14 protein-coding genes and 2 tRNA genes are annotated in these 14,279 nt (G+C 41.8%); 10 read left to right on the forward strand and 6 right to left on the reverse strand.

The genetic code is table 11. From position 1 onward, the window contains the following. Complete coding sequence (locus tag PHG22_04095; GenBank protein MDD5490937.1) at nt 1-219, forward strand: DUF167 domain-containing protein; 219 nt, start codon at nt 1-3, stop codon at nt 217-219. 20 nt (nt 220-239) lie between these two features. On the opposite strand, the gene yidD is transcribed toward PHG22_04095, so the two are convergent. The 3 genes from yidD to rpmH all read right to left on the reverse strand — a co-directional run bounded on the left by yidD (nt 240) and on the right by rpmH (nt 1,083). Further along, nucleotides 240-545, reverse strand: a complete 306-nt coding sequence (yidD, locus tag PHG22_04100) for a membrane protein insertion efficiency factor YidD (GenBank protein ID MDD5490938.1) — start codon at nt 543-545, stop codon at nt 240-242. Further along, nucleotides 542-880: a ribonuclease P protein component gene (rnpA, locus tag PHG22_04105; GenBank protein ID MDD5490939.1), complete on the reverse strand. Its 339-nt coding sequence runs from the start codon at nt 878-880 to the stop codon at nt 542-544. The genes yidD and rnpA overlap by 4 nt, the downstream gene beginning before the upstream one ends. A gap of 62 nt (nt 881-942) precedes the next feature. After that, the gene (gene rpmH, locus PHG22_04110) at nt 943-1,083 is read right to left on the reverse strand and encodes a 50S ribosomal protein L34 (GenBank protein ID MDD5490940.1); all 141 of its coding nucleotides are present in this window, start codon (nt 1,081-1,083) and stop codon (nt 943-945) included. Nucleotides 1,084-1,340: 257 nt separating this feature from the next. On the opposite strand from rpmH, the gene dnaA reads away from it, so the two are divergent. Both dnaA and dnaN read left to right on the forward strand, forming a co-directional pair. Continuing rightward, complete coding sequence (dnaA, locus tag PHG22_04115) at nt 1,341-2,699, forward strand: chromosomal replication initiator protein DnaA (GenBank protein ID MDD5490941.1); 1,359 nt, start codon at nt 1,341-1,343, stop codon at nt 2,697-2,699. Between the two features lie 17 nt (nt 2,700-2,716). Next, entirely contained in the window at nt 2,717-3,844 is a 1,128-nt protein-coding gene (gene dnaN / locus PHG22_04120) for a DNA polymerase III subunit beta (GenBank protein ID MDD5490942.1), read from the forward strand. A 73-nt stretch (nt 3,845-3,917) separates the two neighbouring features. Here the strand turns inward: dnaN and PHG22_04125 are convergent, their stop codons facing one another. Continuing rightward, the gene (locus PHG22_04125) at nt 3,918-6,845 is read right to left on the reverse strand and encodes a PBP1A family penicillin-binding protein (GenBank protein ID MDD5490943.1); all 2,928 of its coding nucleotides are present in this window, start codon (nt 6,843-6,845) and stop codon (nt 3,918-3,920) included. Between the two features lie 130 nt (nt 6,846-6,975). Between PHG22_04125 and PHG22_04130 the strand changes: the two genes are divergently transcribed. Both PHG22_04130 and PHG22_04135 read left to right on the forward strand, forming a co-directional pair. Then, a complete protein-coding gene (locus PHG22_04130; GenBank protein MDD5490944.1) occupies nt 6,976-7,518 on the forward strand; it encodes a hypothetical protein in 543 nt (180 codons plus the stop codon). 183 nt (nt 7,519-7,701) lie between these two features. Further along, nucleotides 7,702-7,773 (forward strand) — tRNA-Cys (locus PHG22_04135). 55 nt (nt 7,774-7,828) lie between these two features. Here the strand turns inward: PHG22_04135 and PHG22_04140 are convergent. Both PHG22_04140 and PHG22_04145 read right to left on the reverse strand, forming a co-directional pair. Continuing rightward, a complete protein-coding gene (locus tag PHG22_04140) occupies nt 7,829-8,182 on the reverse strand; it encodes a hypothetical protein (GenBank protein MDD5490945.1) in 354 nt (117 codons plus the stop codon). Beyond that, nucleotides 8,172-8,525 carry a hypothetical protein gene (locus PHG22_04145; protein MDD5490946.1) on the reverse strand — a complete coding sequence of 118 codons (354 nt, stop codon included), beginning with the start codon at nt 8,523-8,525 and terminating at the stop codon, nt 8,172-8,174. Before PHG22_04145 ends, PHG22_04140 begins: the two co-directional genes overlap by 11 nt. A gap of 126 nt (nt 8,526-8,651) precedes the next feature. Between PHG22_04145 and polA the strand changes: the two genes are divergently transcribed. The 5 genes from polA (at nt 8,652) to PHG22_04170 (ending at nt 14,168) form a co-directional block, all read left to right on the forward strand. After that, on the forward strand, nt 8,652-11,357 hold the full coding sequence (polA, locus tag PHG22_04150) for a DNA polymerase I (GenBank protein ID MDD5490947.1): 2,706 nt from the start codon (nt 8,652-8,654) through the stop codon (nt 11,355-11,357). Nucleotides 11,358-11,413: 56 nt separating this feature from the next. Next, the gene (gene holA, locus PHG22_04155; protein MDD5490948.1) at nt 11,414-12,343 is read left to right on the forward strand and encodes a DNA polymerase III subunit delta; all 930 of its coding nucleotides are present in this window, start codon (nt 11,414-11,416) and stop codon (nt 12,341-12,343) included. A 147-nt stretch (nt 12,344-12,490) separates the two neighbouring features. Beyond that, nucleotides 12,491-13,147: a hypothetical protein gene (locus PHG22_04160; protein MDD5490949.1), complete on the forward strand. Its 657-nt coding sequence runs from the start codon at nt 12,491-12,493 to the stop codon at nt 13,145-13,147. Nucleotides 13,148-13,211: 64 nt separating this feature from the next. Next, a tRNA-Leu gene (locus tag PHG22_04165) sits at nt 13,212-13,295 on the forward strand. Between the two features lie 42 nt (nt 13,296-13,337). Beyond that, the gene (locus tag PHG22_04170) at nt 13,338-14,168 is read left to right on the forward strand and encodes a phosphoribosylaminoimidazolesuccinocarboxamide synthase (protein MDD5490950.1); all 831 of its coding nucleotides are present in this window, start codon (nt 13,338-13,340) and stop codon (nt 14,166-14,168) included. Nucleotides 14,169-14,279: the final 111 nt, after the last annotated feature.

Here is a 14,279-nt window from a genome sequence, read left to right on the forward strand (position 1 = left end):
ATAACCATAAAAGTAAAAGTCATTCCTCGCGCCAAACATCAGAAAATAGAAAAGCTGCCAGACGGCAGCTTTAAGGTTTATCTGAACGCTCCACCGCTTGAAGGCCGGGCCAATGAAGCGCTGATTAAAATTTTATCTAAAGAATTTGGTGTCAGCAAAAGCGAAGTGGAAATTATACGGGGAGAGAAAGGGAAAGCGAAAGTAGTAAAAATTTTTTAACGATTTGGTAAGGGGTCTGGTCAGATTCTTCGGTCGTCCCGAGAGTTTGGGACTCCCTCAGAATGACAACGGGAAACCGGATCCCATCCGCCTTTAGAAAAAGGATTGCAACGCAATACCCGCCACATTGCCTTAAACCCGCCCCTGAGCACTCCCAATTTTTCCACTGCTTCATAGGCGTACTCCGAACAAGTCGGCCGGAAGCGGCAATAACCGTGAGGAAATAAATACTTAAACACTCCGTGGTCAAACGAGAGTGTTTTTTGATAGATTTTAATTATTTTCAGAACTAAAAGACGAGTATTATAGGCGATAAGATTTCTCATAACAGGCGTAACTTAGCGAGAGCTTGCTCCAGTTCCGTTTTCAACTCCTGATAATTTTTTTCTAAAATTCCCTCGCGGGCCAGCACCGCGCAGTCATAGCTGGTTTTAATAGATTTTATGTTAAGGCGGATAATTTCCCGAAGCTGTCTTTTCAAATAATTGCGTTTAGTCGCTTTTTTGCTTATTTTTACGGGGACAATAAAGCCGAAGCGGGAAATCGCGAGATGATTGGGCGCGCATTTAACCCCCAAAGTTTGCAAATAACAACCCCGCCCTTTTTTGAAAACAGCGTCAAAATCTCTGGTTTTGGTTAAACGATGATTTTTTGGCAACATATAACGCAAAACGAAGCGTTTTTTAATTATACCTCTTCGTTTTGTTATCTAAAAATGAGTTTTTAGACGGTTAATTTTTTTCTTCCCTTGGCTCGGCGGGACTTTAAAACCTTGCGTCCGCCCCTGGTTTTCATTCTCCTTCTAAACCCATGGGTTTTCTGTCTTTTCCTCTTTTTTGGCTGGTAAGTTCTTTTAGTAGACATACATCCTTGATTAATTTTAACTTTTCTATTATAATAGCAGCGATTTTAACTTCAGTCAAGTTTGGTGCTTTCCTTCGTTTTGGGGTCAGAGTAACACGGTGTTATCGCAAAAGTAGTTTTAAACATGTAATGCACAGATTATGAACATTTTTTGGCTTGACCCTCGTGGTGGACAATATTTTTGAAATGGTGTATAATACGGGAATTCTTATAGCGTGATTTTCTCAAAAAAATTTAAATTTTCTAAAATACCAGATATGCAAAACGATCAACTTTGGCAAGCCGTTTTAGGAGAGTTAGAGCTACAACTTTCCAAAGCAAATTTTACCACGTGGTTTCGCGGGACTTTTATTTCTTCTCGCGAAGAAAGTAAGGTCATAGTCGGCGTGCCTAATGCTTTTACTAAAAGTTGGTTGGAAAAAAAATATCACGAATCCATTTTAAAAGCTTTACAGAGTTTAACCGAAAGACAAATCAGGGAAATATTTTTTAAGGTAGAAACGAAAAAATTAAGCGAGCCGGAAGCGACAAACTTAATCAGGGACATAAAAAAAATAGAACAGGAAGAAACGGAACCAGCCCTTTCTTCTTTTGGTCTTAACAATCGCTACACATTTGATAAGTTTATTGTCGGTAAGGGCAATGAACTGGCTTATGCCGCCTGCAAAGCAGTAGCCCAAACTCCGGGGAAGACCTATAATCCGCTTTTTATTTACGGCGGAGTCGGTTTAGGTAAGACCCATCTTTTACAGGCCGTGGGGCACGCTTTGGCCCAATGCCAAAATTGTAAAATAATGTATGTCACCTCCGAAAAGTTTACCAATGAATATATCCAAGCGGTAAAAAATGGCCGGGGCAAAGAGTTTAAGGATGCCTATCGCAACGTGGATTTGCTTTTGATTGATGATATCCAGTTTATTGCCGGGAAAGAGGGGACACAAGAAGAATTTTTTCATACCTTTAATCATTTACACCAATCAAATAAGCAGATTGTTTTAACTTCAGATCGTCCGCCTAAAGCCATTCCGGCGCTGGAGAAAAGATTGTTGTCCCGTTTTGAATGGGGGATGATTGCGGACGTGTCCGCTCCCGACTTGGAAACAAGAATTGCTATTTTGGAAGCGAAACTAAAAGAAAAAAATTATGCCTTGGAAAGAGAGATTGTTTCTTTTATCGCCAGCCATGTGCAGAATAACATCAGGGAGTTAGAAGGAGCCCTAAATCGTATTATGGCTTTTAATCAATTTAATAATACGCCGATTAATTTGGAGAATGTAAAAAATATTTTAAGCACCATCAGCCGACCCGCCAGCGGTGGACGCGCCAATATCACTCCCAAGACGCTTATTAAAACCGTGGCGGAATTTTACGATTTAGCCATTGAGGAGCTTATTGGGAAAAGCCGCGAAAAAAGATTAGCCTATCCCCGCCAGATTATTATGTATTTAATGCGCGAAGAAGTTCAAAGTTCTTACCCGGCCATTGGTCAGGAGTTGGGGGGCAGGGACCATACCACGGCTATGCATGCTTATCATAAAATTATAGGCGAAATAGAAAATTGCGAAAAAACCAAGCAGGAAATCAGCGCTATCAAAGAACGGCTTTATAATTGTTAAATCATAATAACTTTTATATGAAACTCTCCTGTACTCAAGAAAATTTAAATCAAGGTTTATTTGTGGTTGGGCATATCGCCAGTAAAAATACCAATTTGCCGATTCTCGGCAATGTCCTCATCGAGGCCAAAGAAGGAGGGGTAAAATTACGAGCGACAAATCTGGAAATCGGCGTGAGTTGTATTATCCGCGGCAAAGTTGATGAAGAGGGTGAGTTTACGGTGCAGTCAAAAGTTTTTTCTGATTATATCGCCCTTCTGCCTAAGGAGAAAGTTGATTTGACGCTTGAAGACCAAGAGTTAATTGTGAGTTGTGATAATTACCATACTAAAATTAAGGGCGTACCGGCCGTGGATTTCCCCCTGATTCCTCAAATAGATAAAAAAAACCCGATTATTTGCGGCGTCAGAGAGTTGAAAGAGGCCTTGGCCCAGGTTGGTTTTGCTGTTTCTTTAAGCAATACCAGGCCGGAAATCGGCGGCATCTTTTTTAAAGTCAACGACAGCCAGCTTATTTTAGCCGCTACCGACAGCTATCGGCTGGCGGAAAAGAAAATAAAATTAAAGCAGGGATTAAATACCGAAAATAGCGTTATTATCCCCTCTAAAACCATTCAGGAACTGTCGCGCATTTTGGGAGGGTTGAAAAAGGAGGGAGAGGAAGAAAGTGAAGATAATGTGGAAATTTATTTTGGAGAGAATCAAATTTTATTTGTTTATAATGGCGTGGAAATAATTTCCCGTTTAATTGAAGGCCAGTACCCGGATTATAACCAGATTGTGCCGAAAGATTTTAAAACAGAGTGTTTTGTCGGAGTAGCGGATGTTGCTAATGCCGTAAAGACCGCTAGTTTGTTTGCTCGTTCGGGAATTTATGATGTTACGCTAAATTTTAATCCAGCAGATGACAATGTGGAGGTGAGCGCCGTAAATAATCAGCTTGGCGAAAATAAAGCCAAAGTGGTGGCTAAAATTACCGGCGCGGATAATAAAATAGTTTTGAATTATCGTTATCTTTTAGATGGGCTAAATAATTTAGGCAAAGAGGAGGCCAAGATGGAATTAATTGATGCAGACAATCCCTGTATTATTCGTCCAGCCAATACCGAGGGGTATCTTTACATTGTTATGCCCATTAAACAGTAAGACATATTTAAACATACAAACAGAAAACCGTCCCCCGCATTGGCGGCATTAGGACGGTTTTTTGTTTGAGCTGTTACTGGATGGTTACATTTATATATTCACTTTGATATTTATTATCCAGTTCGTCAGTGACTTCCATATAAAGTTTGTATTTTCCGGCGGCTGGCGGTTTCACCCAGTGGGCTTCCAGTATTTCGGAGGCGGGTCTGATAAGAGAATCAATGCGTTGCGGGTTGCCGTTGGCATCTTCATAATAAAAATCAACCTTGGCGACGTTGGCCAGAAGCGAGAGCTCGGCCGAGAGGGTTAGAGGGAAGCTGGAGGCGTAAAAAGTAGAATTATCTTTCGGCCCGATCCAGTTGATGGTTATCGCTTCAGTCGGCAAATTAAAATTAAGGGTGATTTCCGCCGAATTGTTATTATCTACGTCGTCATAAGCCACGGCCTTAATGGTATGAAAGCCGTTACTCACATTTTTCAGGTGGTAATTAAGAGTAAAGGGGAGAGAATAAACTTTTGTCATTAATTTATTATCTATAAAATATTCCACCCGTCTCATCCCGCGCGGCGCCGAGGTCTGAACTGTTATAACAATATCTCTCGTACTGACGGTTTCGTTAATATTATGCGAAGTGATGTTAATTACCGGCTGATAGCGGGGCAGATGAACGTCATCATATTCCGTCGGCGGAGGTTGAGTGATAAATCCTTGCGCCGCCGCCCATTTTTGCACGGCCTCTTCCCAATTTTGGTATTGCGGGTCATCAGCCGGATTGTCCGGCGGCGGACCCAGCGGGTCGTCTTTGCGGATATAATAAAGCAGGCAGTGCGCCTCCTGAAAGATTTTTTCTTCAATCTGACTTGGCGGCGTGTATTCAGTTGCCAATTTGCCGCTGGCCTTATCTATGTTGACCTTAATTTGCCCGAAATTTTCTCCGTCCAGAACTGCCTTGCCAGTTTTGGGTATTTCCGGGTCGTTAAATTTTTTGACTTCTGTTCCCATCAGCGTTTTTTTCATGTAGGCCTGCCAAATGGGAGCGGCGATTACCGACCCGTCGGCTCCGCGTTTCATTTCCTTATTATTATTGTTGCCTACCCAGACGCCGGTGGCGAGATCCGGAGTGTAACCAACTGTCCAGGCATCATGATAGTCGTTAGTCGTTCCGGTTTTAGCGGCCACCGGACGGTCTTCCAAATGGAGAAGGTTTTCTGCGCCGAAAATAAAAGTTCGGGCGTTATTGTCAGAAAGAATACTGGTAATTTCTTGGGCGATATTTTTATCTAAAACATCACGTGATTTTTTGCTAAATTCTTCAAGTATTTTCCCGGTTCGGTCTTCTACTTTAAGAATGGCCGAAGGTTCAAAATAAACACCCTCGTTGGCAAAGACGGCGTAGGCCGCGGTGTGTTCCAGCAACCTTACTTCCCCGCCGCCGAGTACTAAGGAAAGGCCGAAGCGGCTGCGGTCTTTCAGCGTGGTATAGCCCATTTTTTCCGCTAAATCCAGAACCTTATCAATGCCGGCCAAGTAAATTGTTTTGACTGCCGGGATATTGAGTGACCCTGCCAGAGCTTGTCTGATAGTGACGGGCCCGTGTTCTTTAAGGTCATAGTTTTTTGGTTCGTAATCTTTGATTTCTGTTTTAAAAACGGTATTAACGTCATAAAGAACCGTGTTGGGGGTGTATCCTTTTTCAAAGGCCGCGGCGTAAACTATGGGTTTAAAAGATGACCCGGGCTGGCGCGGGCTTAAGGTGACGTTCACCTGTCCATCGTGTTCATTGTCAAAATAATCCCGCGAACCAACCATGGCTAAAATTTGTCCGGTAGGGGCGTCCAAAGAAACAAGCGCCGCGTTGTTGCCCCCATACTGCTCTATTTTTTTAATACCATTAGTTACCGCTTCCTCAGCGTTTTTTTGTTTATCCCAATCAAGTGTAGTGTAAACTTTAAGTCCGCCTTCGGCCACCGATTTTTCCCCATATTTATCTGTTAGTAATTCTTTAACATACATCACAAAATGCGGGGCGGTAATATTTTCCGCCTTGTTTTTGAAAGTTATTTTTTCTTCTTTGGCCTTGGCCGCTTCTTTCTCTTCAAGATGTCCGTATTTTACCATCAAATCAAGAATATATTTTTGGCGGGAGAAAAGTTCATCGGTATGATTGCCGTGAGGAGAAAGATATGTCGGGCGTTGAGGCAGTGCGGCTAATAGCGCGGCTTCGGCTAAAGTTAAATCCTTGGCATCTTTGCCGAAAAAATTTTGCGCGGCCGACTGAATACCATAAACCGTGGAACCGTAGGGGATTTCATTAAAATACATTTGCAGAATTTCGTCTTTGGAAAACTTTTTTTCTATTTGATAAGCGAGAATCAATTCTTTGATTTTTCGGGTGTAAGTTTTTTCGTTGGTGAGTATGGCATTTTTGATAAATTGTTGGGTGATAGTGGAACCGCCCGCCTTTTTATCAAAAAGAATGTTGCTGACAGTGGTTCGAAAAATCGCCCACAAACTAAAACCGCCGTGTTTATAAAAATTTTTATCTTCAATGTCAATTGTCGCCCACTTAACATATTCCGGCAGTTCGTTTAATTTAATTACTGTTCTTTTGGCATCGCCATGAATTTCGTAAAGTAGATGTTCTCCGGTCCGGTCATAAATCTTAGTGCTTTGAGCTAAACTGCGCTCTATTATTTTGTTAGGGTCGGGCAGGTCTTTATTAAACCAAGCGAGTACTCCTACGAAAAAGACGCTTCCCACCAGAATACCTAAAACAATAACAGAAACAGCCCCTTTCCAAAAGTTATTCCAAAGATTTTTTCGAGGAGAAAATCCTGCGGCCTTGCTTCGCAGAATTTCCCGCATTTTTTTAAACAAAATAATCCCCAGCGGTTTATTGCGAGGCAGGGGTTTGAGATGAGTACGGTTCGGCTTCTTAAATCTCTCATAAGAGGGCCTTTTCCAGCTTTTAGGGGACTGAATATGATGCGGTAGAGCCATAAAATTAGAGGATTTCTTTTATTATACAAAATAATTGCCATTTAGGCGAGGTCTTGACAAAATCATCAAAATATGCTATAATTTTTGGTATCCCGTTTTAGTTTAATGGGATTTTTTATTTATAAAAAATATGAAAAGAAATTTATATTTATTCAAAAAATGGCTGAAATTAGACAAAAAACCTTTGCTTTTATTGGCGATTTTTATTATGGAATTTTTATTTCCGCAAGTTTCCGTTGCCAAGGATTTAGAAAGATTTGAAGAGCAATCGTTAGCTGAAAGGGCGGCTGTTTTAGAATGGCCCATCTGCGAGGAAAAGAAAGATTGCGAGGAACGGGAATTTTTATCTCCAGACAAAGAGCTAAAAAAACCAAAAAAAGTTTTTTATGTTGTGGTTACTGCCTATACCAGCACGCCGGACCAGACCGATAGCACTCCCTGTGTTACCGCTTCCGGGCTGAATGTTTGCGCTCGCGACAAGGAAAATGTTGTGGCTGCCAATTTTTTGCGTTTTGGCACTAAGGTTAAGATACCCGAAGTTTTTGGTGAGCAGGTTTTTCATGTTGAAGATAGAATGAATCCTCGCTATACCTATCGCGTAGATGTTTGGATGAAAAGCCGCGAGGCGGCCGAGGAGTTTGGCGTTAAAAAAGTAAAAGTAGAGGTTTATTAAAAGTTGATAAAATCAGGCAATTTGATATACTAGAGGCAAGCTGGCTGTTTGCCTCTTTGTTTTTCTGATAAATTTTGGCCACGTAGTCCCGAGTGCTCGGGATAAGGCAGGAGTCAGTCTCCCCTTGAGAGATTTCCTAATAGGACAAAATTTCCAATAAAAATTTAGCACTTTAAATATTTTGGCCACGTAGCCAAGCGGTAAGGCAGGAGTCTGCAAAACTCCCATTCGCCGGTTCAATCCCGGCCGTGGCCTCAAAGAAAAAATCCCGTCCTTATATTAAGAACGGGATTTTAGTTTTAAAAAAGTTTTAGGCAGTGAGAAGGGTGATAACCAAATCTTTTATGATTTTAGCGACTATTTTGATTATTGCCTTTTTCAGTTCTTCCTTGGCTTTTTCTTCAACAAGCTTTGTTTTGAGTATGGCCAGAATGGCTATGTGGTCCAGCGCGGTGTTGCGTTGAATTACGAGAAGACGTTTTTTTGATTCGTTCTTTTCCTTGGCTAGCCGTTTTTCAATTTTCGCGATGTCTTTAACTCTTAGCGCCAGTATCTCATCTTCTTTTTTGGTCCAAACAACCCCGCCAAGTTTTTTAGTTAAAGCTTTTTTGATTTCCGTCCGAACTGTTTCCAAAAATTCTTCGCCGGGGGGTTTATTGCTCATGGCATCCCCCTTTCTTTCTTATTTTTTCTAACCATTCATCGCATTCAATAATGCGCTCTGTCTCATCTGCGGCGAAAGCACATTTACACGATTGGGAAGGATTCCCCAGCGTAGAGAGTTTTTTCTCTATGTCCCAGTTACATTCGTGTGTTGCCACATACATCAGCACTCCGCTTTTTTCGTTGGAGTTGTTGGCGTATTTGTCTGCCACTAACTCGGCGCAAAGCAGCAGAGTATTGTGACACCACAAGGTATCGGCCTTCAGATATGCCTCTGAAACTCCAGTCGCGCAGCCGCCAAGCAAAATAGCGGATAAAAGGACTAGGAATATAAGGTTTTTCATTTTTTACCCTTTCTTTCGTTTATCGTTATAGTTATCAAGGAACATTATATAATGACATTTTTGTTTATTTTTGTCAAGTTTTTCATCTTGTTTTTATCGGCTAAAAATGGTATTCTTTAATAAAATATGGCTAAGAAAAAACAGTTTATTATTATTGATGGCTATGCCCTGCTTCATCGGGCGTGGCATGCCATTCCTCCGCTGACCACCAAATCCGGGGAGCTGGTTAACGCGGTCTATGGTTTCACTTCAATTCTATTGACAGTGCTCAAAGAATTTAAACCCGAATATGTGGCCGTGGCGCTGGACCGTAAAGAGCCAACCTTCCGCCATCAAGAATATAAAGAATATAAGGCAACTCGCGAGAAACAGCCAGAAGAGCTTTACGTGCAACTGAACAGAGTGCGCGAAATTGTCGGGGCATTTGGCATACCGATTTACGAAAAATCCGGGTTTGAAGCCGATGATGTTATTGGCACTATTTGCGCCAAAAAATCAGTGGACACCAAAGAAATTGAATCCGTAATTGTCACCGGTGATATGGACACATTGCAGTTAGTTGATGACAATACCGTGGTTTATACTTTGCGCAAAGGCATTAAAGACACGGTTCTTTACGATGAACGCGGGGTGCGCGAAAGATTTGACGGGCTAAATCCCGACCAACTTATTGATTATAAGGCTTTGCGTGGCGACGCTTCTGATAATATCTCCGGCGTGCCGGGCATTGGAGAAAAAACAGCGCTGAATTTAGTTAAAGAATTCGGCAATCTGGAAAATCTTTACAAAAATTTAGACAGCGAAAAGATTAGCGATAAAGTCAGGGGCCTACTGAAAGAAAATAAAGATAAAGCTTTTTTAAGTAAACATCTGGTGACTATTGTCCGTGATGTCCCCCTGGAACTTAATCTGGACGCCACGAAATTTGGAGAATTTGACAGAGAAAAAATTAGCAAGATTTTTCAGGAATTACAATTTTCCTCTCTCTTAAAGAGAATACCAGGATTGGGAGCAGATGAGAGTGTGGCAGCCAGTAAAAAAAAACTTCAAACCCGGGCCAGTTGGGACTATTCCCTGATTAACGACTCCAAAAGTTTCAAAAAATTTTTAGCGGAACTAAAAAAACAGAAGATATTTTGCGTAGATACCGAGACCACCAGCTTGGATTTTCTTCAGGCGCGGTTGCTCGGTATTTCTTTTTGTTGGAAAGCCAGCCAGGCTTTTTATGTAGTGACCAAACCGGAATTTATTAAAGAGTTAAAGCCCCTTTTGGAAGATGAAAAAGTTAAAAAAGTCGGTCATCACCTTAAATACGATTTGGAGATACTGAAAGAAGCGGGAATTAATTTGCGGGGGATGGGTTTTGACACCATGCTTGCTTCTTATCTTTTAAACCCGGGTTCGCGAGCGCATAAATTGGACACCATTGTTTTTAACGAGCTTGGTCATCGCATGATTTCTTTTGAAGATTTGGTGGGGACCGGCAAAAATAAGGTGATGATTACCGATGTTCCAGTGGAAAAATTGGCCGAGTATTCCTGCGAGGATGCGGATTACACTTGGCAACTTAAAAAAAATCTGGAAGCCGGGCTAGTCAAAGAGAAACTCGCCGAACTTTTGGAAAAACTGGAAATGCCGCTAATTGAGGTTTTGGCGACTATGGAAAAGTCAGGAGTCAAGATAGATTCACAGTTTTTAAAGAAGATGTCCAAAAAAATGAGCGCTCGCCTTGAGGATTTAGCTAAAGAAATTTATAAAATCGCCGGAGTGGCCTTTAATATCAATTCCCCGCTGCAACTTAAAGAAATTTTATTTGATAAATTGAAGATTTCCACTCAAGGACTAAAAAAAATCAAGACCGGGATTTCTACCGCCGCTCCTGAATTGGAAAAAATGCGCGGCCGGCATAAAATCATTGATTTAATCTCTGAACATCGTGAGCTGGCCAAATTAAAATCAACTTATCTTGACGCCCTGCCCAAACTAGTCAGCGAAGTTGACGGGCGGGTGCACACGAGTTTTAACCAAACCATTACTGCCACTGGCCGGCTTTCCTCTTCTGACCCCAATTTGCAGAATATCCCCATTCGCACCGAACTGGGACGAGAAATCCGCAAGGCCTTTATTGCCGAAAAGGGCTTTAAGATTTTGTCTGCCGATTATTCACAAATCGAACTGCGGGTTTTAGCTCACATTGCCGATGATAAAAATATGATTAAAGCCTTCCGCGAAGGGCAGGACATCCATACGACCACGGCCGCCAAAATTAATAACGTGGCACCAAGCGAGGTAACCGGAGAACAGCGGCGGGCGGCTAAAGCCGTAAATTTTGGCATTGCTTATGGGATGGGCGCTAATCGCTTGGCGCAAAGCACTGGTATGTCGCGCGAAGAAGCGCAGGAATTCATCGGGCGGTATTTTGGTTTGTACCCCAATATAAAAAAATACATAGAAGGTACAAAAAATTTCGCTCTGCGCCATGGTTATGTACAGACACTTTTCGGCCGCAAGAGATATCTGCCGGATATTACTTCCGGACTGCCCCAGCTGCGGTCCGCGGCGGAGCGCATGGCTATTAATATGCCTATTCAGGGTACGGCGGCGGATTTGATTAAAATGGCGATGATTGTTATTTATAAAGAATTGCCGGCAATCAGTAAAACGGCGAGGATGCTTTTGCAAGTGCATGATGAGCTGGTTTTTGAAGTGCCGGAGCAAGAGGCGAAAAAAGTCGGGGAATTTATAAAAGAAAAGATGGAGAACATTTTTAAATTAAAAGTCCCCCTGATTGTTGATGTGACGCTTGGCGATAATTGGGGAGCCAAGGGATAAAAGTGTTGTAAAAATACTTTTGCCAACAACTAGGGCGTGTGTTAATATGGGTTCGTATGATTATCTATCTTTGTGGCGAGGATACTTTTCGCTCAAGACAAAAACAGCAGGAATTAAAAGAAAAATTTATCCGCGAACGGGATAAATCCGGATTGAATGTCGCAGAAATAGACGGGGCTAAAATTAGTTTTGGAGAGTTAGAGCAGCAGATACTAACCGCTCCTTTTTTGTCAGAAAAGCGTTTTGTGGCTATCAGCAACCTTTCGGAGAATAAAGCCACAGCCGAGGAGATGGTTGAATTTTTAGAAAAACATCAAAAGAGGGACGATGTTATTATGGCGTTTTGGGAAGAAGGGTCTCCCAAAAACAAGCTGACTAAATTTTTATCCGAACAAAAATATTTTCAGGAATTTGTTCCGCTTGATGATTCGGCTCTCGGTCACTGGATTTCCGAAGAGGTGAAAAAACGCGGGGGGAGAATCAACTCTTTGGCGGTGCGGACTTTAGTTGAGTATGTCGGCAACAACCTTTGGCAGTTAAGTAATGAATTGGATAAACTTTTGGCTTATAAAAATAAGCAAGAAATTTTAAAGGAAGACGTGGAAGAGCTGGTTCGCACCAAATTTGATGACAACATTTTCGGTTTAGTGGATGCTTTGGGAAATAAAAATAAGAAAGAGGCGCTCCGTCTTTTGAAAAATCAGCTATCCTTTGGCTCGTCCGCCAGCTACATAATTTCCATGCTTAATCGCCAGTACAGAATTCTTTTGGAAGTTCAGGAAGCGCTTGGAGAAACCTCCAATTCTTTGGCCCGTCGCTTGAAGATTCATCCTTTTGTGGCTAAAAAAGCGTTGGTGCAGGCCCGGCGTTATAATTTTGAAGAATTAAAAAACATTTATCGGCAATTATTAGAAATAGACAAAAAAACAAAAACTACTTCCTGGGAGCCGGAATTGCTGGTTGACCTTTTGATGGCCAAGGTTTAAATGGCTAAGAATCGATAAAGGGTTTGACTCCAGGGGTCGTTGAAGTGAGGCGCGAGCGAGGAGTATGGGGGCACTTGACAGTTTTTCCGAATTAGTTTAAATATAACCTTAATGGAAGCACTTTGAAATTTAGAAAGGAATACGACGATGGAGGGAAAAACGTGTGAAGAAAGATTTAGTATGTATATTCTTCAGGGGGAAGGGGCCTTTACGGTAACTTTTGTGTGTTATAAATTAGGAGCCAAGGATTTTGAAAAAAGTTTGTACTGTCACGGATTTTTTGAAGCATTGGGGTGGGCGATTGGAGCGCAAAAAGCACTGTATAATCACCACAATATAAAAGTGCCGATAGCTATCAATGTTGCTCCGCAAAGTTTTACCCCAGCCGAGAGGCAATTTAAACTGGGGATGGAAGAATCCGGGAAATTTTGCCCCGCAGAACCGTGGGGGATTAAAATTTTTAAAGAAAGAAATGAAAAAGAATGGACTCTCAAACTTTATCATATTATAGATGAGCGGGAAAAAGATTTTTATGAGAAAAAGTTTTCTTTATTTGAAGAAGCGGTATATTATGCTGCCGGATTTCAAAATGGAGAAGGTTTAACCCTAAGCAGTTTTATCGGCGTAACCTTTTTTTACACCAAGACAATGGTCGCGGGTCGTCCTGAGTTTGCCGAAAAATTTAGCAAAGGAATTTTTTGGGGCGAAGGCGGTGATGGGGATGTCTATCACTTCATTGAAGATGACGGACTCAGTCTCGCCCCCAAAAAAAGTAAAAATCAAAAGAACCCCTTTCTAAATTAAGAAAGGGGTTTTATATTTGATTTTTTTGGCGGAAAAAGTTATTATGCTTTTGATATCTAAACGCGCCTTGGTGGTGAAACTGGCAGACACGCCAGGCCTAGGACCTGGTGGGGGAAACCCCTTGAGAGTTCGACTCTCTCCCAAGGCACAGTTTCGTTTGCACTTTACACAATTTTATAAGGAGATAAAAATGGAAAACGAAAAAGGGGAAGAGATTGCCGTGGGTAAAACCAAAATCATTTGGTCAAATTCAGGCAATGTTAATCAGGTGTTGATTGAAAGTAAGCCAGACATCACCGCCGAAGACGGGGTGAAAAAAGATATTTTAGAGGGCAAAGATATCTTGGCAACGACCACAACCTGCAATGTTTTTACTCTGCTTAATTCCTCGGGAATTAAAACGCATTTTCTGAAACAGGTGGACGAAAAAACTTTTCTGGCCCGCCGCGTCAGGATGATACCAATAAAAATCGTCCAGCGCCGTTTGGCCACTGGCTCTTATTTAGAACGCAATCTAGATGTAGCAGAGGGGTTTGTGTTCGAAGAGCTGATTAGCGAACTTTTTTTGAAGGATGATGCCCAACACGACCCGTTGATGGTTTGGAATAACGAAGAAAAAGGTTTTGATATTTATGACCCCCAAAAACCATTGTCCGCGGGTAAAAAGAAACATCTCTCCGCCCGCACGGCGCTTAATTTGCCCTTCAGCCGTGAACAGGTTCTGGAACTGGAGGAGATTGGGAAAAAAGTTTTTCTCGTTTTAGAAAAGGCCTGGGCTAAGGAAGGTGTCACATTGGTTGACTTCAAAATTGAATGCGGCTTTGATTATGAAACCGGAGAACTGCTGGTCGCGGATGTAATTGACAATGATTCGTGGCGCCTGTGGCCCGACGGTGATAAGTCCCAAAAAAAAGACAAAGATGTTTATCGCCAGGCCGAAGTTGTTGATGAAGCCAAAAAGGACGAGCTTAAGAAAAATTACAAAGAGGTCGCCCTCGCGACCGGAAAATTTGTACTTTAAACGGAGCAAAATTTTTTAAAGGAGAGGCCTTGCCCCTCCTTTTTTATTTGACTAAAAATCCTTTTTGTATTAAAAAGAAGAGATAGTCAAAAGTTCATTTACAATAAAAGG

Source organism: Patescibacteria group bacterium, from assembly GCA_028716045.1.
Lineage (GTDB): Bacteria > Patescibacteriota > Patescibacteriia > JAQUQO01 > JAQUQO01 > JAQUQO01.

What these genes read in the sequence shown, in the direction of transcription:
- yidD (MDD5490938.1), bottom strand. Translation starts at nt 545, where the DNA reads ATGAGAAATCTTATCGCCTATAATACTCGTCTTTTAGTTCTGAAAATA.
- rnpA (MDD5490939.1), bottom strand. Translation starts at nt 880, where the DNA reads ATGTTGCCAAAAAATCATCGTTTAACCAAAACCAGAGATTTTGACGCT.
- rpmH (MDD5490940.1), bottom strand. Translation starts at nt 1,083, where the DNA reads ATGTCTACTAAAAGAACTTACCAGCCAAAAAAGAGGAAAAGACAGAAA.
- dnaA (MDD5490941.1), top strand. Translation starts at nt 1,341, where the DNA reads ATGCAAAACGATCAACTTTGGCAAGCCGTTTTAGGAGAGTTAGAGCTA.
- dnaN (MDD5490942.1), top strand. Translation starts at nt 2,717, where the DNA reads ATGAAACTCTCCTGTACTCAAGAAAATTTAAATCAAGGTTTATTTGTG.
- PHG22_04125 (MDD5490943.1), bottom strand. Translation starts at nt 6,845, where the DNA reads ATGGCTCTACCGCATCATATTCAGTCCCCTAAAAGCTGGAAAAGGCCC.
- PHG22_04130 (MDD5490944.1), top strand. Translation starts at nt 6,976, where the DNA reads ATGAAAAGAAATTTATATTTATTCAAAAAATGGCTGAAATTAGACAAA.
- PHG22_04140 (MDD5490945.1), bottom strand. Translation starts at nt 8,182, where the DNA reads ATGAGCAATAAACCCCCCGGCGAAGAATTTTTGGAAACAGTTCGGACG.
- PHG22_04145 (MDD5490946.1), bottom strand. Translation starts at nt 8,525, where the DNA reads ATGAAAAACCTTATATTCCTAGTCCTTTTATCCGCTATTTTGCTTGGC.
- polA (MDD5490947.1), top strand. Translation starts at nt 8,652, where the DNA reads ATGGCTAAGAAAAAACAGTTTATTATTATTGATGGCTATGCCCTGCTT.
- holA (MDD5490948.1), top strand. Translation starts at nt 11,414, where the DNA reads ATGATTATCTATCTTTGTGGCGAGGATACTTTTCGCTCAAGACAAAAA.
- PHG22_04160 (MDD5490949.1), top strand. Translation starts at nt 12,491, where the DNA reads ATGGAGGGAAAAACGTGTGAAGAAAGATTTAGTATGTATATTCTTCAG.
- PHG22_04170 (MDD5490950.1), top strand. Translation starts at nt 13,338, where the DNA reads ATGGAAAACGAAAAAGGGGAAGAGATTGCCGTGGGTAAAACCAAAATC.